Origin of the sequence: Pseudomonas sp. KK18, from assembly GCF_037094675.1 — a bacterium.
GTDB lineage: Bacteria > Pseudomonadota > Gammaproteobacteria > Pseudomonadales > Pseudomonadaceae > Aquipseudomonas.
Map to the genome: position 1 here is coordinate 3,377,033 of NZ_CP146605.1, position 19,637 is coordinate 3,396,669.

The 19,637-nt window shown below is 61.3% G+C and carries 28 protein-coding genes; 9 read left to right on the forward strand and 19 right to left on the reverse strand.

From position 1 onward, the window contains the following. Window positions 1-20: 20 nt before the first annotated feature. From V6607_RS15455 to V6607_RS15475, 5 genes are all read right to left on the reverse strand, one after another. Window positions 21-632, reverse strand: coding sequence for a LysE family transporter (locus tag V6607_RS15455; RefSeq protein ID WP_008432477.1), 612 nt, complete (start codon window positions 630-632; stop codon window positions 21-23). Window positions 633-706: 74 nt separating this feature from the next. Then, complete coding sequence (locus V6607_RS15460; protein ID WP_023658815.1) at window positions 707-1,498, reverse strand: AraC family transcriptional regulator; 792 nt, start codon at window positions 1,496-1,498, stop codon at window positions 707-709. A gap of 80 nt (window positions 1,499-1,578) precedes the next feature. Then, window positions 1,579-2,049: an arsenate reductase ArsC gene (locus V6607_RS15465; protein ID WP_087693911.1), complete on the reverse strand. Its 471-nt coding sequence runs from the start codon at window positions 2,047-2,049 to the stop codon at window positions 1,579-1,581. A gap of 13 nt (window positions 2,050-2,062) precedes the next feature. After that, a complete protein-coding gene (locus tag V6607_RS15470; protein WP_003212605.1) occupies window positions 2,063-3,346 on the reverse strand; it encodes an arsenic transporter in 1,284 nt (427 codons plus the stop codon). A gap of 18 nt (window positions 3,347-3,364) precedes the next feature. Next, window positions 3,365-3,721, reverse strand: coding sequence for a metalloregulator ArsR/SmtB family transcription factor (locus V6607_RS15475; protein ID WP_003212604.1), 357 nt, complete (start codon window positions 3,719-3,721; stop codon window positions 3,365-3,367). Between the two features lie 177 nt (window positions 3,722-3,898). Between V6607_RS15475 and V6607_RS15480 the strand changes: the two genes are divergently transcribed. The 3 genes from V6607_RS15480 (at window position 3,899) to V6607_RS15490 (ending at window position 5,190) form a co-directional block, all read left to right on the forward strand. After that, window positions 3,899-4,114, forward strand: coding sequence for a hypothetical protein (locus tag V6607_RS15480; protein ID WP_003212603.1), 216 nt, complete (start codon window positions 3,899-3,901; stop codon window positions 4,112-4,114). Between the two features lie 72 nt (window positions 4,115-4,186). Continuing rightward, entirely contained in the window at window positions 4,187-4,882 is a 696-nt protein-coding gene (locus tag V6607_RS15485) for an AzlC family ABC transporter permease (protein ID WP_003212602.1), read from the forward strand. Beyond that, complete coding sequence (locus V6607_RS15490; RefSeq protein WP_008432487.1) at window positions 4,879-5,190, forward strand: AzlD domain-containing protein; 312 nt, start codon at window positions 4,879-4,881, stop codon at window positions 5,188-5,190. Before V6607_RS15485 ends, V6607_RS15490 begins: the two co-directional genes overlap by 4 nt. A 152-nt stretch (window positions 5,191-5,342) precedes the next feature. Here V6607_RS15490 and V6607_RS15495 read toward each other — a convergent pair whose 3' ends face one another. Beyond that, entirely contained in the window at window positions 5,343-5,603 is a 261-nt protein-coding gene (locus V6607_RS15495) for a hypothetical protein (protein ID WP_003212600.1), read from the reverse strand. A gap of 109 nt (window positions 5,604-5,712) precedes the next feature. Between V6607_RS15495 and V6607_RS15500 the strand changes: the two genes are divergently transcribed. After that, a complete protein-coding gene (locus V6607_RS15500; RefSeq protein ID WP_087693907.1) occupies window positions 5,713-6,066 on the forward strand; it encodes a hypothetical protein in 354 nt (117 codons plus the stop codon). Between the two features lie 141 nt (window positions 6,067-6,207). On the opposite strand, the gene V6607_RS15505 is transcribed toward V6607_RS15500, so the two are convergent. The 7 genes from V6607_RS15505 to V6607_RS15535 form a co-directional block, all read right to left on the reverse strand. Further along, on the reverse strand, window positions 6,208-6,912 hold the full coding sequence (locus V6607_RS15505; RefSeq protein WP_003212598.1) for a YoaK family protein: 705 nt from the start codon (window positions 6,910-6,912) through the stop codon (window positions 6,208-6,210). Between the two features lie 77 nt (window positions 6,913-6,989). Beyond that, on the reverse strand, window positions 6,990-8,018 hold the full coding sequence (locus V6607_RS15510; RefSeq protein ID WP_008432490.1) for a DNA topoisomerase IB: 1,029 nt from the start codon (window positions 8,016-8,018) through the stop codon (window positions 6,990-6,992). Between the two features lie 91 nt (window positions 8,019-8,109). Continuing rightward, window positions 8,110-9,189, reverse strand: a complete 1,080-nt coding sequence (gene modC, locus V6607_RS15515; protein WP_134326564.1) for a molybdenum ABC transporter ATP-binding protein — start codon at window positions 9,187-9,189, stop codon at window positions 8,110-8,112. A gap of 5 nt (window positions 9,190-9,194) precedes the next feature. Beyond that, on the reverse strand, window positions 9,195-9,875 hold the full coding sequence (gene modB, locus V6607_RS15520; RefSeq protein ID WP_003212595.1) for a molybdate ABC transporter permease subunit: 681 nt from the start codon (window positions 9,873-9,875) through the stop codon (window positions 9,195-9,197). Further along, window positions 9,876-10,643: a molybdate ABC transporter substrate-binding protein gene (gene modA, locus V6607_RS15525; RefSeq protein WP_134326565.1), complete on the reverse strand. Its 768-nt coding sequence runs from the start codon at window positions 10,641-10,643 to the stop codon at window positions 9,876-9,878. A gap of 117 nt (window positions 10,644-10,760) precedes the next feature. Next, a complete protein-coding gene (locus V6607_RS15530; protein WP_102604917.1) occupies window positions 10,761-11,825 on the reverse strand; it encodes a nitronate monooxygenase in 1,065 nt (354 codons plus the stop codon). Window positions 11,826-11,935: 110 nt separating this feature from the next. Continuing rightward, on the reverse strand, window positions 11,936-12,814 hold the full coding sequence (locus V6607_RS15535) for an alpha/beta hydrolase (protein WP_134326566.1): 879 nt from the start codon (window positions 12,812-12,814) through the stop codon (window positions 11,936-11,938). Between the two features lie 176 nt (window positions 12,815-12,990). On the opposite strand from V6607_RS15535, the gene V6607_RS15540 reads away from it, so the two are divergent. Continuing rightward, window positions 12,991-13,575, forward strand: coding sequence for an ABATE domain-containing protein (locus V6607_RS15540; protein ID WP_087693903.1), 585 nt, complete (start codon window positions 12,991-12,993; stop codon window positions 13,573-13,575). A gap of 6 nt (window positions 13,576-13,581) precedes the next feature. Here the strand turns inward: V6607_RS15540 and ada are convergent, their stop codons facing one another. From ada to V6607_RS15565, 5 genes are all read right to left on the reverse strand, one after another. Then, window positions 13,582-14,646 carry a bifunctional DNA-binding transcriptional regulator/O6-methylguanine-DNA methyltransferase Ada gene (ada, locus tag V6607_RS15545; RefSeq protein ID WP_008432501.1) on the reverse strand — a complete coding sequence of 355 codons (1,065 nt, stop codon included), beginning with the start codon at window positions 14,644-14,646 and terminating at the stop codon, window positions 13,582-13,584. A 76-nt stretch (window positions 14,647-14,722) separates the two neighbouring features. Then, complete coding sequence (gene alkB / locus V6607_RS15550) at window positions 14,723-15,403, reverse strand: DNA oxidative demethylase AlkB (protein WP_134326567.1); 681 nt, start codon at window positions 15,401-15,403, stop codon at window positions 14,723-14,725. Further along, window positions 15,393-16,109, reverse strand: coding sequence for a 2OG-Fe(II) oxygenase (locus V6607_RS15555; RefSeq protein ID WP_134326568.1), 717 nt, complete (start codon window positions 16,107-16,109; stop codon window positions 15,393-15,395). Before V6607_RS15555 ends, alkB begins: the two co-directional genes overlap by 11 nt. Window positions 16,110-16,191: 82 nt before the next feature. Further along, window positions 16,192-16,356, reverse strand: a complete 165-nt coding sequence (locus tag V6607_RS15560) for a hypothetical protein (RefSeq protein WP_166742130.1) — start codon at window positions 16,354-16,356, stop codon at window positions 16,192-16,194. A gap of 11 nt (window positions 16,357-16,367) precedes the next feature. Then, on the reverse strand, window positions 16,368-16,670 hold the full coding sequence (locus V6607_RS15565) for a DUF1883 domain-containing protein (protein ID WP_003212586.1): 303 nt from the start codon (window positions 16,668-16,670) through the stop codon (window positions 16,368-16,370). 212 nt (window positions 16,671-16,882) lie between these two features. Between V6607_RS15565 and V6607_RS15570 the strand changes: the two genes are divergently transcribed. The 4 genes from V6607_RS15570 to V6607_RS15585 all read left to right on the forward strand — a co-directional run bounded on the left by V6607_RS15570 (window position 16,883) and on the right by V6607_RS15585 (window position 19,292). Beyond that, on the forward strand, window positions 16,883-17,233 hold the full coding sequence (locus tag V6607_RS15570) for a hypothetical protein (RefSeq protein ID WP_003212585.1): 351 nt from the start codon (window positions 16,883-16,885) through the stop codon (window positions 17,231-17,233). A gap of 194 nt (window positions 17,234-17,427) precedes the next feature. Beyond that, window positions 17,428-18,078, forward strand: coding sequence for a c-type cytochrome (locus V6607_RS15575; protein ID WP_134326569.1), 651 nt, complete (start codon window positions 17,428-17,430; stop codon window positions 18,076-18,078). Beyond that, the gene (locus V6607_RS15580) at window positions 18,075-18,998 is read left to right on the forward strand and encodes a c-type cytochrome (protein ID WP_134326570.1); all 924 of its coding nucleotides are present in this window, start codon (window positions 18,075-18,077) and stop codon (window positions 18,996-18,998) included. The genes V6607_RS15575 and V6607_RS15580 overlap by 4 nt, the downstream gene beginning before the upstream one ends. A gap of 63 nt (window positions 18,999-19,061) precedes the next feature. Then, window positions 19,062-19,292 carry a hypothetical protein gene (locus tag V6607_RS15585; RefSeq protein WP_003212582.1) on the forward strand — a complete coding sequence of 77 codons (231 nt, stop codon included), beginning with the start codon at window positions 19,062-19,064 and terminating at the stop codon, window positions 19,290-19,292. Here V6607_RS15585 and V6607_RS15590 read toward each other — a convergent pair whose 3' ends face one another. Further along, on the reverse strand, window positions 19,293-19,577 hold the full coding sequence (locus V6607_RS15590) for a hypothetical protein (RefSeq protein WP_003212581.1): 285 nt from the start codon (window positions 19,575-19,577) through the stop codon (window positions 19,293-19,295). It lies immediately after the preceding gene. Window positions 19,578-19,637: the final 60 nt, after the last annotated feature.

Sequence of the window (19,637 nt, forward strand, 5' to 3'; positions counted from 1 at the left end):
CAAATAACGGATATGCCCCCTCAAATCCCCCGCAACGCCAACATCGCCAGATACAGCAGCACCACCCCACAGGCCCCATAGCTAACCCTCTGCCACATGGGCGAAGCATTCCGCCGCAGCAAATTGACCAACCCCGCAATCAAAAAACACGACAACACCGAAGCCAGCATAAACCCCGCAAAAAACATCAACGTCTGCCCATGGCTAGGCGCCGCCCCGACTATCCCCGATAACGCACTCCCCAGCGCCCCCCAATAGACAATGTTCTTCGGATTGGCCAGGGAAATCGCCGCCCCCACCACCAGCGCATTCTGCCCGGACCTGGCCGGCGCACTCCCGGCCTCTGGCAAGCGCCAGGCATCCATCAGGCTGCGAATCCCGAGCCAGGCCAGATACAGCCCACAAACGGCCGTCAGCGGCACCCGCACCGACTCATGCTGGATCAACAACGCCATGCCCGTAAGCCCGATCACCGCCCACACGGCATCGCCCACCAGCGAACCGATCTGCACCAACAGCGCAGGGGTAAACCCATGCAGCAGCCCACGGCGCAGCGTCTCCGCCAGCACCGCCCCCGGCGACAGGCAAAACACAAAACCGAACACCAGCGCCGAAAAAAAGATCGTCAACATGCCTGCCTTCCTTCAAGTGATGGCCGGCATTTTAGGGAAGGGTGTGTAAGTCGTCTTGAACCAGATTGCGCTTTTCAGCCCTTGAGCACGCGTTGATAGCGCCCCGGTGTGATCCCGTAGGCCGCCCGGAAATGCCGATTCAGATGGCTCTGGTCAGCAAACCCCAAGGCATGGGCAACCTGCGACGCCGCAACGCCTGAGCGCAACAGCCCCTTGGCGCGCCTGGTACGCAGTTGCATCGCCCACTGGCGTGGACTCAGCCCGGTTTCTTTCTGAAAAGCCCGCAGCAGATGGAATTTCGACAGGCCCAACTCGTCACCAAGGGTCTCGAGTGCCACCGCCTGGTGCAGGTTTTCAGCCAGCAATTCCTGGGCCTTGATCACCAACCCGCGTCCCACCGCAGTGCTGCCAGGCAAGCGGACGCCGCTGCAACCGACGACTTCGCCGAGCAGCACCACCAGGGCTTCCTCACTCAGCTCACGGGCCAGCGGATCGACACTCAACGCGCCTTCAATCGCCCCGGCGAGTTTCATCGCCAACGCCGGCTGGAAGCACAGCGAACGGTCGAACTCCAGGTGCGCCAGACCCAGATCAGCCGCCAATTGCTCGGCAGTCGCATACAAGCTGACAAACCGCCACGGCTGCCCTTCGGCCGCGCCGCCGCCTTGAATCTGCCCCGGGTTGTACAGGGTGATGCTGCCGGGGCCGGCCTCGAAGGTGCGACGATCCAGCCACACCTGTTCCTCGCCGAGCAGGTTGACGCCGATCACGCATTCATCATGGCTGTGGCGGGCAAATGTCAGGCCGGTGCAGGCGGTGCTGCTGACTTCGTAGTTGCCCAGCCAGGCGTGCTGCATGGAACTCATTGAGGGGGCTCGCTGTGACCGTTGCCCGCGAGCATACGCCGGAAAAGACCTTCAGATCGACTACTCGCCCGGCTCTTCGGTTACGGCGTGGCGATGCGATCAAGCTCGGCCTTGATTTCGATGGGACTGAGGCTGGCGAACGGAATCTCGAAAAAAGCCCGGCAGCGCCGTTCAATGATTTCCAGGGTGGCGCGGAACGCGGCGTCGACCTGGGCTTCATCGCCTTGAACATCCGACGGGTCCTCCAACCCCCAATGTGCCTTCATGGCCGGGCCGAAATACACTGGGCAAGCTTCTCCAGCAGCCTTGTCGCACACGGTGACGACGATGTCCGGCGGGCTGCCTTCAAAGGCGTCGTTGCCCTTGCTGTACAAGCCTTCGGTGCTGATGCCGGCGGCCTTCAGCGTGGTCAGGCTGCGTGGCAGCACCTGGCCCTTGGGGAAACTCCCGGAGCTGATGGCCTGGAAACCGTCCGGCGCCAGATGGTTGAACAAGGCTTCCGAAAGAATGCTGCGGCAGCTGTTGGCGGTGCACATGAACAGGACTTTCATCAAGCGAACTCCGTCAGAAACTCAGGCGCAAGGCCAGGGCGGCGAGGGTGATCAACAGTACCGGCAGGGTCAGCACGATCCCGACCTTGAAGTAGTAACCCCAGGTGATGGTGATGCCTTTGCGTGCCAGGATGTGCAGCCAGAGCAAGGTCGCCAGGCTGCCGATAGGGGTGATTTTGGGGCCTAGGTCGCTGCCGATCACGTTGGCGTAGATCATCGCGTCCTTGACCACGCCCACGGCGTGGCTGGCCTCGATGGAGAGCGCGCCGATCAGCACGGTTGGCAGGTTGTTCATCGCCGAAGACAGCAGCGCGGTGAGTACACCGGTGCCCAAGGCCGCGCCCCATACGCCATAGCTTGCGAAGGTGTCGAGCCAGGTCGCGAGGTAGTCGGTCAGCCCGGCGTTACGCAGGCCGTAGACCACCAGGTACATGCCCAGGGAGAAAATCACGATCTGCCAGGGCGCTTCCTTCAGCACCTTGCGGGTGGAGATTTTGTGGCCCTTGGCGGCGATCACCAGCAGTAATATGGCGCAGGCGGCAGAAATTGCGCTGATGGGAATGCCCAGCGGTTCCAGGGCAAAGCAGCCCACCAGCAGGATGCCCAGCACCCACCAGCCGGCGCGGAAGGTGGCGCGGTCGTGGATCGCACTGGCAGGGTCGTCGAGGTCTGCCGGGTCGTAGGTTTGCGGAATGTCCCGGCGGAAAAACCACAGCAATACGGCGAGGGTCGCGGCGACGCTCACCAGGTTCACCGGCACCATCACTGCGGCGTATTCGTTGAAGCCGATCTTGAAGTAGTCGGCCGAGACGATGTTCACCAGGTTGGAGACTACCAGCGGCAGGCTCGCGGTGTCGGCGATAAACCCGGCGCCCATGACGAACGCCAGCGTGGCTGCCGGGGAAAAGCGCAACGCCAACAGCATCGACATCACGATGGGCGTGAGGATCAGCGCCGCGCCGTCGTTGGCGAACAAAGCCGATACCAGCGCGCCCAGCAGCACCATGTACGCGAACAGTCGCCGACCGCGCCCACGGCCCCAGCGCGCCACATGCAAGGCAGCCCAGGCGAAGAAGCCCGCCTCATCCAGCAGCAGGCTGATGACGATCAGCGCGACGAAGGTCCCGGTGGCGTTCCAGATGATGTGCCACACCACCGGGATGTCGGCCAGGCTGATAACCCCGCACGCCAGGGCCAGGATCGCGCCCATCGTGGCGCTCCAGCCCACGCCCAGGCCCTTGGGCTGCCAGATGACCAAAATGATGGTGAACAGAAAGATAGCAACGGCAACAAGCATGAAAAGCTCTCCGCAGGATCAGCAGCAGGCGCTGGCCCGTTGTGGTCGGTCACCCATGGTTTCCAGACGCTGGGCGTCTGTTTTTAACCAGGCTTGGTTGGCTTGCAGGGTGGTGTCGAGCACTGCCGTCACCCACTCCGGCAAGGCCGGGTTGAGGCGGTAATAAATCCACTGGCCCTGGCGACGGTCCAGCAGCAACCCGCAACTGCGCAGTTGCGCCAGGTGGCGGGAGATTTTCGGCTGGCTGTCGTCCAGAGCATGGATCAATTCGCACACGCAAAGTTCGCCTTCACGCAGGATCAACAACGTCAGCCTGGCGCGGGTGGCGTCGGCCAGGCATTTGAAGACGTTGGGCGGGGAGAAAAGATCTGACATGGTCAGTGCCTTGATACATATGGAAATACGAATATACGGATTACCATATGTATTGGTCAAACCTTGTTTCGATTGACCTGCGTCAAGTGCCCGACAATCGATGACAAGTGGTTGAAATTAAACTGAAACACAAATGTCCTAAAGTGCCTGCCCATTGGTGATGAAGGAAGAAAACGTGTGACCCGTGCCACTCGCAACCTGCGCAAGACCCTGGATTCCGTCGCGGACAATAACGAAACCGCGGCGTTTGACCTGATGCGCGCCGTCGAAAAGCTCAGCGATGAAGTGCTGCGCCAGCGCCTGCTCAATACCATCCACCGGCTCAACCAGGACGCCCACGAACTGCGCGAAGCCCGGGACGCGGTGGAGCGGGTGTCGGTCAAACTGGCTTGAGCACGATCGTTCAAGACAATCCCTGATACCGCTGGCATGCTTGTCGACTGACTGTCGATGAGCTTGTTGTGTATGCCTAACGCTCTGCCTCTGAATGCCTTTTCCCGTGGCGCGATTGCGATCATTCCATTGTCCCTGGCGTGTGCGCCGTGGGGATTGCTGGCCGGTTCGACTGCAATTGATGCCCAATTCACGCCGCTGGAAGCCCAGGGGCTGTCGACCATCGTGTTTGCCGGTGCCGCACAATTGGTGGCCATCGGTATGGTCAAGAGCGGCGCCAGCCTGATTTCGATCCTGCTGACCACCTTGCTGCTGACCTCCCAGCATTTGCTCTACGGCATGCACATGCGTCCCACGCTGTCGCCGCTCAAACCACGGTGGCGCATGAGCCTGGGCTTTTTGCTGACCGACGAATTCTTCGCCCTGGTCAGCCAGTACGACCGCCAGACCTTCAATCGCTGGTACGCCCTGGGCGTCGGCCTGACGTTCTATATCATCTGGAACGTCTTTACCTTCGCCGGCATCGTGCTCGGCAAAAGCATTCCCGGGCTGGATCAACTGGGCCTGGAATTCTCGATCGCAGCGACCTTTATCGCCCTGATCACCCCGGTAGTGCGCGACGTGCCGACCATCGTCTGCGTAGCCGTGTCGTTGCTGTGCTCGGTTTGGCTGAGCTACTTGCACTGGGAATCGGCGGTGGTGGTGTCCGGTGTGTTGGGGATGAGCGCAGGGTTTGCCTGCAAGCGGCTGGGAGTAGGGCAACAATGATCTTCGTGATGATTTTTGGCATGGGCCTGATCGTGTTTCTTAACCGCTACCTGTTTCTCGAGCCGCGCCTGCCGGTGCGCCTCAATCGCGGGGCGCGGGAGTTTCTCGGGTTTGCCGTACCGGGGATGCTCACCGCCATCTGCGGCCCGATCATTTTCCTGGCTGATCACAAGCTCAACCTGAGTGTGGGCAACCCCTACCTGCTGGCCGGAATCAGCGCCGTTGCGTTGATGTTCTGGACCCGCAGCGTGCTGATCACCGTGTTGCTGAGCATGGCGCTGTTCTATCTGTTCCGCTGGCTGCTCTGACCAACAAACTCCTGCTACGGGGGGAGCAAAACCAAGGCAAAAAAAAGCCTGCGGGAGGGCAGGCTGGAAGGGAGACTTCTTAAAAATGAGCCTGCCGACTATAGGCGGCGAGGTCTTCCTTCACAGTGAAACAAAGTTCATGAATCTGTCAGCTATTCGATAACCGGGGCGGCGGCTTTCTTGTTGGCTTTCGCCTCGGCCGCCAGGCATTCCAGGGCAAATTGCTCGGTGTAGGTCATCTGGATCGGGGTGCTTTCGCCCTTCACGGTGCGCTCGCCGTCAAGGATGTAGCGGATGCGCTTGTCGGTCACGCCGATGCGTTTGGCGATCCACGAAGGCGTCTGGCCGATGCGGCTGATCAGCTTGTCGGCGTAGTCGGTGGAGGGGTTGTAGCGCTCGGCATTGGGTGTCATGGGGTTTCCGGGTAAAAGCGGGTTCGTAAGTAGGCGGCAGGGTGACGCAATAATCCTTCGGTGTCGCCTGCTAATGGTACAGTCGCGTTTTTTCCAAGGAAGCTTCGGTATGCGGATGGTGGTAATTGGCGCTTTGGTCCTGGCATCGCTGGCCGGTTGCGCGGGCTCGAAGATGAAAGAGGCGCGTACCGGCGCGCCCTACAAAACCCTGGCCTCGGACAAGGCTCCGCTGGTGGTTGCCCAGTGCATCCAGTTCGGCTGGCAGGATGAAGCGGTGTTCGGGGTGGATGCCGGTGGTTTCATGGAGCCTGCACAGGCTGGTGGCTTCACCATCTACACCACGGCAGGTGACTATTTTGTCGACGTGCGCAGTGCCGGCGCCGGCGCCTCCGTCAACTATTACGCGGCCCAGGATGACTATCCGGCCAAGCGCCGCCTGGCGGCACTGGCGACCTGCCTGTAATCCATTCCGTTAGAAAAGTTCAGAAATGCCCTGCGGACAGTCCCGCAGGCATTGTTTTAGTATTTTCCCGCTCACCCGGCGTGACGGCTCTTTACCGGTACAGGGATGTCGAGGCCGGAGCGTCGGGAGGGCAACTGTTTTCTAGCGGGGCATGTACCCCAGGTGCCAGCGCCGCGGAATCTTCAGCGACACCAGCCCCAACAGCGCCGACAGCACCCCGCTGACCAGCAGCGCACGAATCCCCATGTGGTGCTCCAGCAACGCACCGATCACCGCACCCACAAACATCCCGGCCCACGGGATCAGTTGCACGCGCCAGCCGTTGCGGCGTTCACCGAGCATCCAGCGGCCCAGTCCGCGACCAAAGCGTGACAGCGCCCCGGTGACATAGGTAAGCCCCACGGGCAACCCGTTCACTTCTTCGACGGCGGCATTCAACATGCCCATGGCGATGATCGCTGCCAGCAACGCCGGCAATTGATCGGCAAACGGCCAGGCCGCAGCCCCGCACAGCAGGGTGGCGATGCACAGCAACAAGGGCAGGGCGTGGCGCCGGCTGACGCGGCTGACCATCACGCCCAGCGCATTCCCGGCGATAAACGTCGCCACCAGCAACGTCAGGCGCCCGGTAAGGCCCAGGTCGCCTTCGCTGATCGCCACGGCGAGGCGCGTGGTGTTGCCGCTCATGAACGACACAAAATCCCCGCTGGCCATGAAACCAATCGCATCGGTCATGCCCGCCAGCACGGAAAGGCTGGCCACCAGCAGCAACCCGACACGCCCGCGCCATTTGTGGCGATGCAGCAAGGCGGCGTTGGTGTAGGGCTTCAGGGATGAAGGCAGCATGGGGCCGGGTTCCTCGGTGAGATTATCCGGCCACTACCGTAGGGCGCTTCGTGCTCCGCTGCAATGACTTGGCGCACTTACAGGCGTTCGGCCAGTTGCTCCAGAAACATCGCCAGCCCGACTTCCTCGGCTTTCAAGCCTTTGCGCACTCGGGGCTTGGGCAGTTTCGCCAGTTCGCCCAGGCTGAAATGCTCCAGCACCGCCGGGTGGATGTAGCACTTGCGACACACCGCCGGCGTGTTGCCCAGTTGCTTGGCAACGTTCTTGACCATCTCCACCACATGTTTCTTGGCGTCGGATTCCGGCTGCCACTCAAGCTCGCGCAGCACTGCCAGCGCCAGGGCGCTGCCGGCCCAGGTGCGGTAGTCCTTGGCGGTAAAATCCGCGCCGGTCAGGGTGTGCAGGTAGGCATTCACATCGGTGGAACTGACGGTATGGCGCTCGCCGTTCTCGTCCAGGTACTGGAACAGGTTCTGCCCCGGCAACTCCAGGCAACGCTTGATCACCGTGGCCAGGCGCCGGTCCTTGACGCTGATCTGGTGCTCGATGCCGCTCTTGCCGCGAAACTGGAACAGGATCTCACTGCCCTTGATATCCACATGGCGGGTGCGCAGGGTGGTCAGGCCGTAGGAGCGGTTGTCGCGGGCATATTGGGTATTGCCGACGCGGATCAGGGTGGCGTCGAGCAGCAGCACCACCGTGGCCAGGACCTTTTCCCGATTGAACCCTGGCGCCTCGATCTGTGCTTCCAACTGTTTGCGCAACTTGGGCAGCGCGCTGCCGAACTGTTGCAGCCGGGAGTATTTGTCGGTGTCGCGCACCTCGCGCCAGCGCGGGTGGTAGCGGTACTGCTTGCGCCCCCGGGCATCCCGCCCGGTGGCTTGCAGATGGCCGCGCGGGTCGGCGCAGATCCACACATCGGTATAGGCCGGCGGCACTGCCAGTGCGTTGATGCGTTTGATTTCGTCGGCATCGGTTATGCGTGTGCCGTCGGCCTTGAAGTATTGGAATTTGCCCCGCAGCTTTTTGCGGGAGATCCCGGGCTGGGTATCGTCGACGTAATGCAGGTCGCGGGGCAGGTCGGCAAGCAACGCAGGATCGGGCATGGCGCAAATTCCTTGGCAGGTATTTCTGATTGACCGCAGGGTTTTGCGGTCGTGCCAACAAGTTTGCTCCCCCGTAGCAGCTGTCGGGCAGTCAGGCCAGTACCGCCACCGCCTTGATTTGCGCCCACAGCGTCTGGCCGGGATGCAGCTGCAACTGGTCCCGCGAGTAACGGGTGATGCGCGCCAGCAGCGGCGTGCCGGCGGCGTCCAGGCTTACCAGCACGTGGGCTGCGTTGTCCGCCGGGATTTCCTGGGTCACCGTCACCGGCAGGCGATTGAGGATGCTGCTGTGTTCCTCGGCCTGCAGGCTCAAGCTGACGTCCCGCGCCTGGATCTTGAAACGCAACGGTTTGCCCAGCGCCAATGGTGCATGGGCCACGCGCATCTGCAATTGGCTCGCGGGCAATTGCAGGGTGAGCAACTGGTAGTGCGCGTCGTAGGCGCTGACGGTGCCGTTGATCACCACACCGGCGTCGTCGCCCAGGGCCATGGGCAGGTCCAGCCGGGCCAGGGTTTCGCCGATAGGACCGCTGGCCAGGGCCTTGCCGTCGCTGAGCAACACGATGTGATCAGCCAGGCGCGCCACTTCGTCCTGGGCATGGCTGACGTACAGCACCGGAATCTCCAGTTCGTCATGCAGGCGTTCGAGATACGGCAGGATCTCGCTTTTGCGTTTGCTGTCCAGCGCGGCCAACGGTTCATCCATCAGCAACAGGCTCGGGCTGGTGAGCAGGGCGCGGGCGATGCCTATGCGCTGGCGCTCACCGCCGGAAAGGTGCTGCGGATGGCGCTCCAGCAGGTGGCCGATGCCCAATAGTTCGGTGGCGTGGCTCATCTCCACCCGGCGTTGCTGGCGCGGGATGCGCTTGAGGCCGAACTCCAGGTTGGCCAGCACCGACAAATGCGGGAACAGGCTGGCTTCTTGAAACACGTAGCCCAGGGCGCGTTTGTGGGGTGGCACGAACAATCCTTTGCGGCTGTCTTGCCAGACCTCGTCGTTGATCTGCACGAAACCCTCTTCAGCCCGCTCCAGCCCGGCGATGCAACGCAGGCAGGTGGTCTTGCCGGAGCCGGAGTGGCCGTACAGCGCCGTCACCCCGCGACCGGGCAGTTGCAGGTCGACATCCAGGGCAAACCCGGAATACTTCAGTTGCAGGCGTACCTCGATCATCGACATCAGCTCCAGCCCGCCTTGGTTTTACGGCTGGAGTAGAGCGCCAGCAACACCAGGAAAGAAAACACCACCATGGACCCGGCCAGCCAGTGGGCCTGGGCATATTCCATGGCTTCGACGTGGTCGTAGATCTGCACCGAGACGACCCGGGTCTTGTTGGGAATATTGCCGCCGATCATCAGTACCACGCCGAACTCGCCGACGGTGTGGGCAAAACCGAGAATCGACGCGGTGATAAACCCCGGGCGCGCCAGGGGCAGGATCACCGTGAAAAAGGTGTCCCAGGGATTGGCCCGCAAGGTCGCGGCCACTTCCAGCGGGCGAGTGCCAATAGCGGAGAAGGCGTTTTGCAACGGCTGCACCACAAACGGCATGGAATAGATCACCGAGCCAATCACCAGCCCGGCGAAGCTGAAGGTCAGGGTGCCCAGGCCCAACCATTGGGTGAACTGGCCGAAGTAGCCGTTGGGGCCCATGGTCAGCAGCAGGTAGAAGCCGATCACCGTGGGTGGCAACACCAACGGCAAGGCCACCACCGCGCCAATGGGGCCGCGCCACCACGAGCGGGTGCGCGACAGCCAGAGGGCTATCGGAGTGCCGATGATCAGCAGGATGACCGTGGTCAGCGACGCCAGTTTCAGGGTCAACCAGATCGCGGAAAAATCGGCACTCGACAGCGGCATTTACAGCTCGTAACCGTAGGACTTGATCACCGCGGCGGCTTTCGGACCTTTCAGGTATTCAACCAGGGCCTTGGCGGCGGCGCTGTCCTTGCCCTTGTTGAGGATTACCGCGTCCTGCTTGATCGGGTCATGCATCGACGACGGCACGATCCAGGCCGAACCGCTGGTGACTTTGCCGTCCTTGTAGATCTGCGACAGCGCTACAAAACCCAGTTCGGCGTTGCCGGTGGAGACGAACTGATAGGCCTGGGTAATGTTCTGGCCCTCAACGAGCTTGTCCTTGACCTTCTCGGTCAGGCCTTCCTTCGCCAGCACCTGGGTGGCGGCCAGGCCATAAGGCGCGGCTTTCGGGTTGGCGATGGACAGGTGCTGGAACTGGTTTTTCTTCAGCACTTCGCCCTTGGCATCGACGTAGCCTTCCTTGGCCGACCATAGCGCCAGGGTGCCGACCGCGTAGGTGAAGCGCGAGCCCTTGACGGTGTCACCTTCGGCTTCGAGCTTCTGCGGGGTGGTGTCGTCGGCGCTGAGGAACACTTCAAACGGCGCGCCGTTCTTGATCTGGGTGTAGAACTGGCCGGTAGCGCCGTAGGCAGCGACCAGTTTATGGCCCGTATCTTTTTCAAAGTCGGCGGCAATCGCCTGGATCGGTGCGGTGAAGTTGGCAGCCACGGCCACCTGTACTTCATCGGCATTCGCCGAGGAGAAGCCAAACGCGGCGATCAGGGTGGCGAGGGCCGTGTGGGCCAGGCGTGAGGCGCGAATCATCATCAAGAAGCTCCTTGGGGTTTGCGGCTTGTTAGGCAGAGGGGGACTACCGCTATGTATGGGAATATATAGCGGTTGGCCACTGCCGGTACAGCGCAAAGTTGTCCCGGGAGTTCAGGTTCAGCGTCGGCCGAGTTTTTCCAGGGTTTGCGCGGCCAGTTCGAGCGTCAGGTCATAGCTGGAGATGTCTTTGCCGAGGCGCAGCGCCTGGCCCGACCACAAGTTGCTGAAGCCGGCTTCGTCCTTGGCCTTGAGCGGCATCAACGCACCGCCGGACAGCGGGAACGCCGGCGCCGTGGGGTTGATCGCGCCCAACTCACGCATTACGCGGTTGATGATGCCCCGCGCCGGGCGCCCGGTGAACAGGTTGGTCAGCGCGGTTTCACTGGCCTGGGCAGTGCGCAAGGCGTGGTGGTGTGACTTCGAGACGGTGGCCTCGGGGGTAAACAGGTACGCGGTGCCAATCTGCACCGCTGACGCGCCAAGGGCGAAGGCCGCGACAATGCCCCTGGCATCCCCGATGCCGCCGGCCGCAATCACCGGCACGCGCACGGCATCGACAACCTGTGGCACCAGCGCCATGGTGCCGATCTGGCTATTCAGGTCGTCGCTGAGGAACATCCCGCGATGGCCACCGGCTTCGTTGCCCATGGCGATGATTGCATCGCAGCCGTGCTGTTCCAGCCAGATGGCTTCTTCGACGGTGGTAGCCGACGACAGCACTTTCGCCCCGGTGGCCTTGACCCGGTCCAGCAGGGATTTTTCCGGCAGGCCGAAGTGAAAGCTCACCACTTCCGGGCGGAATTCTTCCACCACTTCACAGGCGGCGTTGTTGAACGGTGCGCGGTTGGAGACGGGCGTCGGCGCGTCAAAATCGGCGCCCAGCTCGCGGTAGTAGGTTTCCAGCAGGTTCTTCCACTGAAGGTCGCGGTGAGCATCCGGCGTCGGTGGCTGATGGCAGAAGAAATTTACGTTCAGCGGCCGCGAACTGGCCTGGCGAATCGTGGTGAGTGCTTCGCGCAGTTGCTCGATGCTGAGCGCCGCCGCCGGCATTGAACCGAGGGCGCCGGCCTGATTGGCCGCAATCACCATGGCCGTGCTCGTGGCATTGGCCATGGGCGCCTGAATGATCGGTAAATCGATGCCCAGCAGGTCAAGAATTCGGGTGTCTGGCCAGGTGCTCATGGGACGCTTCTCCAACGGTGGAATGCTGTTCCGTCGTTTTAGCAGGGCCAGGCAGCACCAGGCCAGTCTGTATTATTCACTGGACGAATCCAGTGTTTCATGGGCGGTTATCAGTTGATGGCGTCGCCCAGTACTGCATGAATCCGTTGGGCAATGTGCGCGGCGTGGGTTTCCAGGGCGAAGTGGCCGGTGTCGAGTAATTCCACCACGGCGTTGGGGTTGTCGCCTTTGTAGGCATGGGCGCCCGGCGGGATGAAGAAGGGATCGTTCTGGCCCCAGATCACCAGCGCCGGCACTTGCGTGGCCTTGAAAAACGCCTGGAACGCCGGGTACAGCGTCAGGTTGTTGCGGTAGTCGAGGAACAGGTCCAACTGGATCTCGTCATTGCCGGGACGCTGCATCAGGAGCACGTCGAGCATGTAGGACTCCGGCGCCACCAACTCCGGTTGCGACACGCCATGCAGGTACTGATAACGCGTGCCTTCCAGGCTGATGACCGCGTTGCGAATCACCTCGCGATTGGCCTGGCTCGGCTCGGCCCAGTAGGCCCGGATCGGAGCCCAGGCGTCACCCAAACCTTCCAGGTAGGCATTGCCGTTTTGCGATATCAGCGCGCTGACCCGTTCCGGGTGGGCCACGGCCAGGCGCAGGCCCACCGGTGCGCCGTAGTCGAACACATAGAGGGCATAGCGACTGAGGTTCAGGGCGTCGACGAAGTGGCCAACGGTGATCGCCAGGTTATCGAAGCTGTAGTGGTAATTGCGTTCGGCGGGGACTTCGGTGAAGCCGAAGCCTGGCAAGTCCGGGGCGATGATCCGGTAGCGGGTGGCAAGCAGCGGGATCAGGTCACGGTACATATGGGACGAACTGGGAAAGCCATGCAGCAGCAGCAACACCGGCGCGGACGGGTCGCCGGCTTCACGGTAGAAAATGCGCACACCATCGGCATCAACGTGCTGATAGCGAACAACCGGGGCTGAAATCGACATGATCGTAGTCCTCTTTGTAACTGGTTAAATTGATTTGTTGGGTTACTGGTTTTGCAGGCTGCGCTTGAAAATGTAACCTGTCAAATTAATTTATTGGGTTACTGATTAGCAAATTTAGTAACTATTCAAAAGCGAAATCAGCGGTTACGATGGCGCGGACTTGAAGAGGATTTACCATGCCCGCCATCACCCCATCCCCGTTGGAACCCTACGTCCTGGCTGATCATCCCGTGCTGGACATGCTCAATACCCGGGCGAATGTCGACGGTGTGCCCTTTGAATTCTGGCAAGGCGATGCCGATGTCGAGCGCTGGCTGGTGCGGCTTGGCTGGGCCGAGGAGGGCGCAGTACCGGTATTTGAGGAGGGGGCACTGCTGGGCGCGGCGCGGGGATTGCGGGAAGTGATCCGCGTGTTACTGGAACAGCGCAAGGCCGGCCAGCAGGGCGATCCCGGCGCGCTGAATGCGTTCCTGCGCAAGGCGGTCAGTCACCCGCAACTGGCTTGGCCGGCGCCTGGCGAGTTGCGGCTGGAGCGCCAGCGCAAGGTGCAGACTGCCGAGCAGTTCCTGGCGCCGATTGCCGAAGCCGCCGCGACGTTACTGGTGGAAGGGGATTTCGGCCTGGTCCGCACCTGCGAACATCCCGAGTGCGTGCTGTGGTTCTACGACCGCACCAAGGGCCACAAGCGCCGCTGGTGCAGCATGGCGCTGTGTGGCAATCGGCATAAGGTGGCCGAGTTTCGCAAGCGCAAACTGGTGTAGACGTCCTCAGGATTCTGCCGGGCTTTCGCGCTCCAGCAACTGCCGCTTGCGCTCGACACCCCAGCGGTAGCCCGACAGATTGCCGTCGGCGCGCACCACGCGATGGCAGGGAATCGCCACTGCCAGGCTGTTGGCACCACACGCCTGGGCCACGGCGCGATAGGCGGTCGGCGCGCCGATGCGCTGGGCGATCTCGGCGTAGCTGGCGGTGCACCCCACCGGGATTTCCCGCAAGGCTTGCCACACGCGTTCCTGAAACGCAGTGCCGCGCAAGTCCAGGGGCAAGTCCAGGCCCAGGGCCGGCGCTTCGATAAAGCCCACCACCTGGGCGATCAATTGTTCGAAGTCGTGATCGGCACCCAGCAGATTGGCGCGGGGAAACTGGTCCTGCAGGTCGCGCACCAGTTTGTCCGGGTCATCCCCCAGCAGGATCGCGCACACACCGCGATTGCTCTGGGCCACCAGAATGGCGCCCAATGAGCATTGGCCAACGGCAAAGCGAATATCCGTGTTGGTGCCGCCGGCTTTGTAGTCGCGGGGCTTCATGCCGAGTAATTGGTCGGCAGCCTCATAAAAGCGGCTGTTGGAATTGAAGCCGGCGTCGTACAGCGCATCGGTCACCGAGTGCTGGTCCTTGAGGCCGTCCCGTACCTTGCGCGAGCGATGAGCGCTGCCGTAGCGCTTTGGCGTCAGGCCGGTCACCGCCTTGAACACCCGATGAAAATGGAACGGGCTCAAGCCGGCGAGGGCGGCCAGATCTTCAAGGGGCGGCAGGGTTTCGGCCTGTTCGATGTGCCGACAGGCCGCTGCCACCAGTTGCGCATGGCGTGCGGCCACCTGGGTCTGGTCCCCCGACGCGCGCTTGTTGGGCCGGTAGCCCGCCGCTTCAGCCTGTTGCGGGGTGTCGAAGAACTCGACGTTCTCCGGGCGCGGCCGCCGTGCGGAACTGCTGGGGCGACAGTACACACCGGTGGTTTTCACACCATAGACGAAGGTCAAGTCGGCCTTGGCGTCTCGGGCGACAATCGCTGCCCAGCGCGGGTCTTGTTCGGTGGCGTGGCGCGCGGTCATGGTGGTGGCTCCTGGTTGAAGAATGCCAGGTTAGTCCCGTGGGGCATTCCCATCACTCCGATGCTTGCGGTCAAATTCATCCGGCCGTGCGAAACGTCAGGTTGATGCGCTGCGGCCCCATGACCGGATGCGTGCCGGGCTTGATCGGCATCACGCCGTGAAAGCGCAGGCGGTCCACGCCGCCCCATACCACTACGTCGCCATGGAACAGCGAGACTTTTTGCGTCTTGTCGCTGCGCTCATGGCCGCCGAACAGGAAGATCGCCGGTAAACCCAATGACACCGAGACCACCGGGGCGGCATAGCGCCGCTCGTTCTTGTCCTGGTGCAGGGACATTTTCGCGCCTGGCACATAGCGGTTGATCAAGCAGGCATCCGGCTCGAAATCGTCGAAACCTGCATCTGCTGCGGCCATCACGGCCAGTTCGCGCAATGCGGCCGGCAGGGCTGGCCAGGGTTGTTGGTTATTCGGGTCAATCGGGGAGTAGCGATAACCGGTGGAGTCGGTCGTCCAGCCCAAGTCACCGCAACTGCTTAACGCCGCCGACATGGTAAAACCACCGGGCGTGACCATTTGCCGGAAGGGCGATTGAGCCAATACCCGTCGCAGTTCCGGTAGCAAACGCTCGAGCCAGGGCAGGGCATAGCCCCTGAGGACGTAGGATTGTTCACCGATTTGCTCGCGCCCCGGGGGCTGTTGCAGCGCCTCATCGGCGAACAAATCGGCGGTTGATCCGGGAAGGGTCTTACTGCGCATCGTGAAAAATCACTCCCAAGGTATGCCGGGTACCACTGTGCAGAACACTGACCCCATGGCGCAAGGTCACCCGATGAAACCCCCTCACACTCGGCATGGGTCGCTGATTGACCGCGAAGATTACCGCGTCACCCTGGTTAAGAGGGACGACCTGAGCCCGGGATTGCATTCTTGGCCGCTGCTCCGTCAGCACCAACTCCCCGCCACGAAAGTCCTCTCCCGGCTGCGACAACAGGATGGCTACTTGTAGGGGAAACACATGTTCCCCGTACAGATCCTGATGCAGGCAGTTGTAGTCGCCTGGGCCGTATTGCAGCAATAACGGGGTAGGGCGTTGCTGCCCGGCAGCGTGGCAGCGGGCAATGAAGTCGGCATGGTGCGCCGGATAGGTGATCGGCAGGTTCATCTGTTCGTTCCAGCGATTGGCCTGGGGCGCCAGGAACCCATACAGCTGTTCACGCAGCGCGCAGATCGGCGCTGGCAGCGGGTAGCGGAAATATTTGTATTCGCCCCGGCCAAAGCCGTGCCTGGCCATCGTCACATGGGAGCGAAACAGTTCGGGTCGGGGGTAGTGGCCGCTCAGTTCAGCGCATTCCTGCTGATCCAGCAGGGCCGGAATCAGTGCGTTACCCTGTTCATCGAGGGCTTGCTCGATGGCGGCCCAGTCCAGCTTGGCCAGGCGTTCATGCAGTGGAGTGGAAGGCATCGACAAGTTCCTGTGGCAGCGCATTAGGGCTGCCAGTCTAGAAAGTCGTCAGCGTCAGAACACTCCGATGCTTGCGCTCGAATTACAGCGCCTTGCTCACATTGATGTCGGTAATCTCATCGCTGGCATCGTGGATTTTCGCCAGGGCTTCCTTGGCTTCCTCCACGCTGCCTGCTTGCAGTTGGGCGAACTCGAAGCGGCGCTCACCGTTGAGTTTGTACTTGATCACATATTTGGTGGTAGTCACGGGCATTCCTGTCAGCTCAGTTTCGAATTGGTGCGGCGCACAATGCGGATCTTGTGGGACAAGGTCGGCTTTTTGGTCACGCTGATGGCGCGGCGGGTCACGACGTCCAGGGTGATGTTCCAGAACCCGGTGCTGGGCGCAGTGATTTTTGCCGGGAACTTGTCGAACGCGCCGCCGTGGTAAGTATGGCGGCCGCCGTTCTTGAAGCTGCGAAAGTTGGCATCGCTCATCAGGCGGATGTTGCAGGTTTGCGAGCATTCAATGACGACAATATCTCCTTCATTGAGGTGCTCACGCTGGTGGATGAATTTCATAAGGTGTCTCCAGAAGGGCTTTTTCTGAAAAATCAGAACGATACGTAGGTTAAGATGGAGTTTATCAGCCCCAGCACGTTTATTATCGGACCGTCGTCGACGACTTCGACAATTTAAAACAGTTATTTACCGAGTTATCAGGGATAAATCCTACGTGGGCGGGAGAAAAATACCTTCTTCGCTGTCGTAGGGTCTTTATCGGAGGTTTTTATATGAAGTGGAGTGTGTTGGTTCTGGCCCTGGCGTTGGGTGGATGTGCTTCGGTGGCGGATATCAAGCAGACCCCACCAACGCTGGCAGTGATCTCCGGGAAAAAACCACAGGAATACGCGGCGTGCGTTGTCCAGAAATTGTCTAAAACCCGCAGGCCTTCGCAGATCGAGCCTCACAAGGATGGTGTTCAAGTTATCGTACCGCAGAAGTTTTCTGCCGACCCGTCGGCCATTTTTGAAATTGAAGAGCGCTCCAGCGGGAGCAGTATCAAGCTCTACGAGAGCATGTCCAATGTGCCTATTCGTCCAGGTGACGTGAAGGCTGCGGGGGAAGCGTGCATTTCCGGCTGAGTCTGTAGCCGCCCACCTCGAATCCGATCAAGAAGCCCGTCCCTGCTGCCGCAGCGTCGGGCTTTTTTGTGCGCGATGTTCAGTACGCCGTCCTTTACTCGCGGATGAGTGTTGTCGCGACCGGGCCATTGCCCTACCATTTGTAGGCTTATGCCTAATTCGCCTAAGCATATAACTATAAAAATGGAGTCGTGATGATGTCTCTGGAACGAGTTCTGATGGGTAGCGCGTTGTTGCTGATGTTGGGCAATGCCCACGCGCTGGAGGGGAAAAACGTTTATATGCAGGGCGGCTCGCAGCCGGGAGCTGCGCCGTGCGTGGCCTGCCACGGGGCTGATGGCCTGGGGCTGGCAGCCGCGGGTTTTCCGCGTTTGGCCGGTTTATCGGCGGTGTATTTGCGTAAGCAGCTGCAGGATTTTAAAAGTGGCGCCCGGAACAGCCCGGTGATGCAGCCACTGGCCAACGCCCTCACGGAAGAGGAAGTCAGCGCTGTAACCCGGCAGCTGGCGGCAATGCCTGCGCCCGCACCTGTGCCGGTGCACCGCAGCGAGATGCCTACTGACGCTGCGCAAAAGATTGCCCTGCAAGGTGCGTGGGAGCGCCAGATTCCGGCCTGTGTCAGCTGTCATGGCCCGGCCGGCGTGGGCGTCGGCGACGGGTTTCCACCCCTGGCCGGACAATCTGCGGCCTACCTCGCGGCGCAGTTGAACGCCTGGCGCAGCGGCACGCGCCATAACGATCCGAATGATCTGATGGGCCATATCGCCAAATCCCTCAGCGCTGAAGAAGTGCAGGCCGTGGCCACCTATTTTGCCTCGTTGAGCGGCCAGGAGGCCAAGCCATGAAGCGCTTCTTGTTTGCTCCGCTGCTGGGAAGCCTGATCGGCGTACCCGTCCATGCCGCCCCTATTGCCATGGAAGACCAGTCACAGTTGCAGCCAGCCGGCGCTCATGGGGCTGTCGTGCAGTTCCAGCCGCCCAAAGAAAGCGAGCTGCCGGACAACGCCTACGGCAAGCTGGTGAAACAGGGCTACGCGCTGTTTGTCGACACCAAGCGCCTGGCGCCGCAATTTGTCGGTAATGGCCTCAATTGCAGCAATTGCCACCTGGACCAGGGTCGCCTGGCCAATTCGGCGCCGCTGTGGGGTGCCTACCCGATGTACCCGGCGTATCGAAAAAAGAACGACAAGGTCAACACCTTCGCCGAGCGTTTGCAGGGCTGTTTCCAGTTCAGCATGAATGGCGGCACGCCACCGGCTGCAGACAGCCCGGAGATTACCGCGCTGTCGGTGTATGCCTACTGGCTGGCGAGCAAGGCTCCTTTGGGCGTCGAACTGCCGGGCCGTGGCTACCCGGACGTGCCGGCACCCGCCAAGGGTTACGACCTGGCCCAGGGCGCAGAGGTCTACAAGGGCCAGTGCGCGGTGTGCCATGGCGCCGAAGGCCAGGGCCAGAAAGTGGGCGACAACTACGTGATGCCGCCGCTCTGGGGTAAAGACTCCTACAACTGGGGCGCCGGGATGCATCGAATCAATACGGCAGCGTCCTTCATCAAGCACAACATGCCCCTGGGCCAGGGCGGCAGCCTGACCGACCAGCAAGCCTGGGACGTGGCGGCCTACGTCAACCGTCACGAGCGTCCTCAGGACCCGCGCCTCGTGGACGGCTCCGTGGAGAAAACCCGGGTGAAGTTCCACGCCAATGACGGCGTCAATCTTTACGGGCAGACGGTCGATGGCGTACTGATCGGGCAAGGCATCCGTTAAACTGTCGATAACCCATAAAAAATGCCGCTGAATCAGCGGCATTGTCTTTTCGGAAACTCAGTCATGAAACGTGAGCAAGTCAGGGAACAGCATGCAGGGGGGCATATTTCTGCGACCCATGTGATTCAAAATCCCGCGGATACGGGCGAGTGGATCGTGTTCTTCAAGAAGAGCGGCGGTCGCAGTTACTTCCTGGTGGATGACCAGGATGAAGTCGAATCCTTCTCCCGCCTGGACGACTTGATCGAGACCATTCGCGGCCTGGGCATCAAGTTCGCCGAAATTCACATGTAATTATTTGCAGACCACCGTCACGCTGCGGGTCTTGTAGTTGCCGACATCCTTGCCCAGGGTCTTGTCGCTTTCTTTCAGGGCCGGTGTGCCTTCGGTGCCGACAATCCGGTAGCCGGTGCCCGCGCAGGACGCATCAGCCTTTTCATAACAGCTGGCCCAGGAGTTGGCTTCGCCGGAGCAGTCGATGGCCAGTCCTTGTTCGCCGTTCTTCAGGACCGTGTCGGAAGTGGTGGTGCAGCCACCGGTAAGCGCCAGTACCGCAATCAGTGCCAGGATCTTGTTCATGTAGGAGTCGTCATCAGGGTGTTGGAGGGGAGCGCTGACACTGTCGTGGGGCGTTACAGG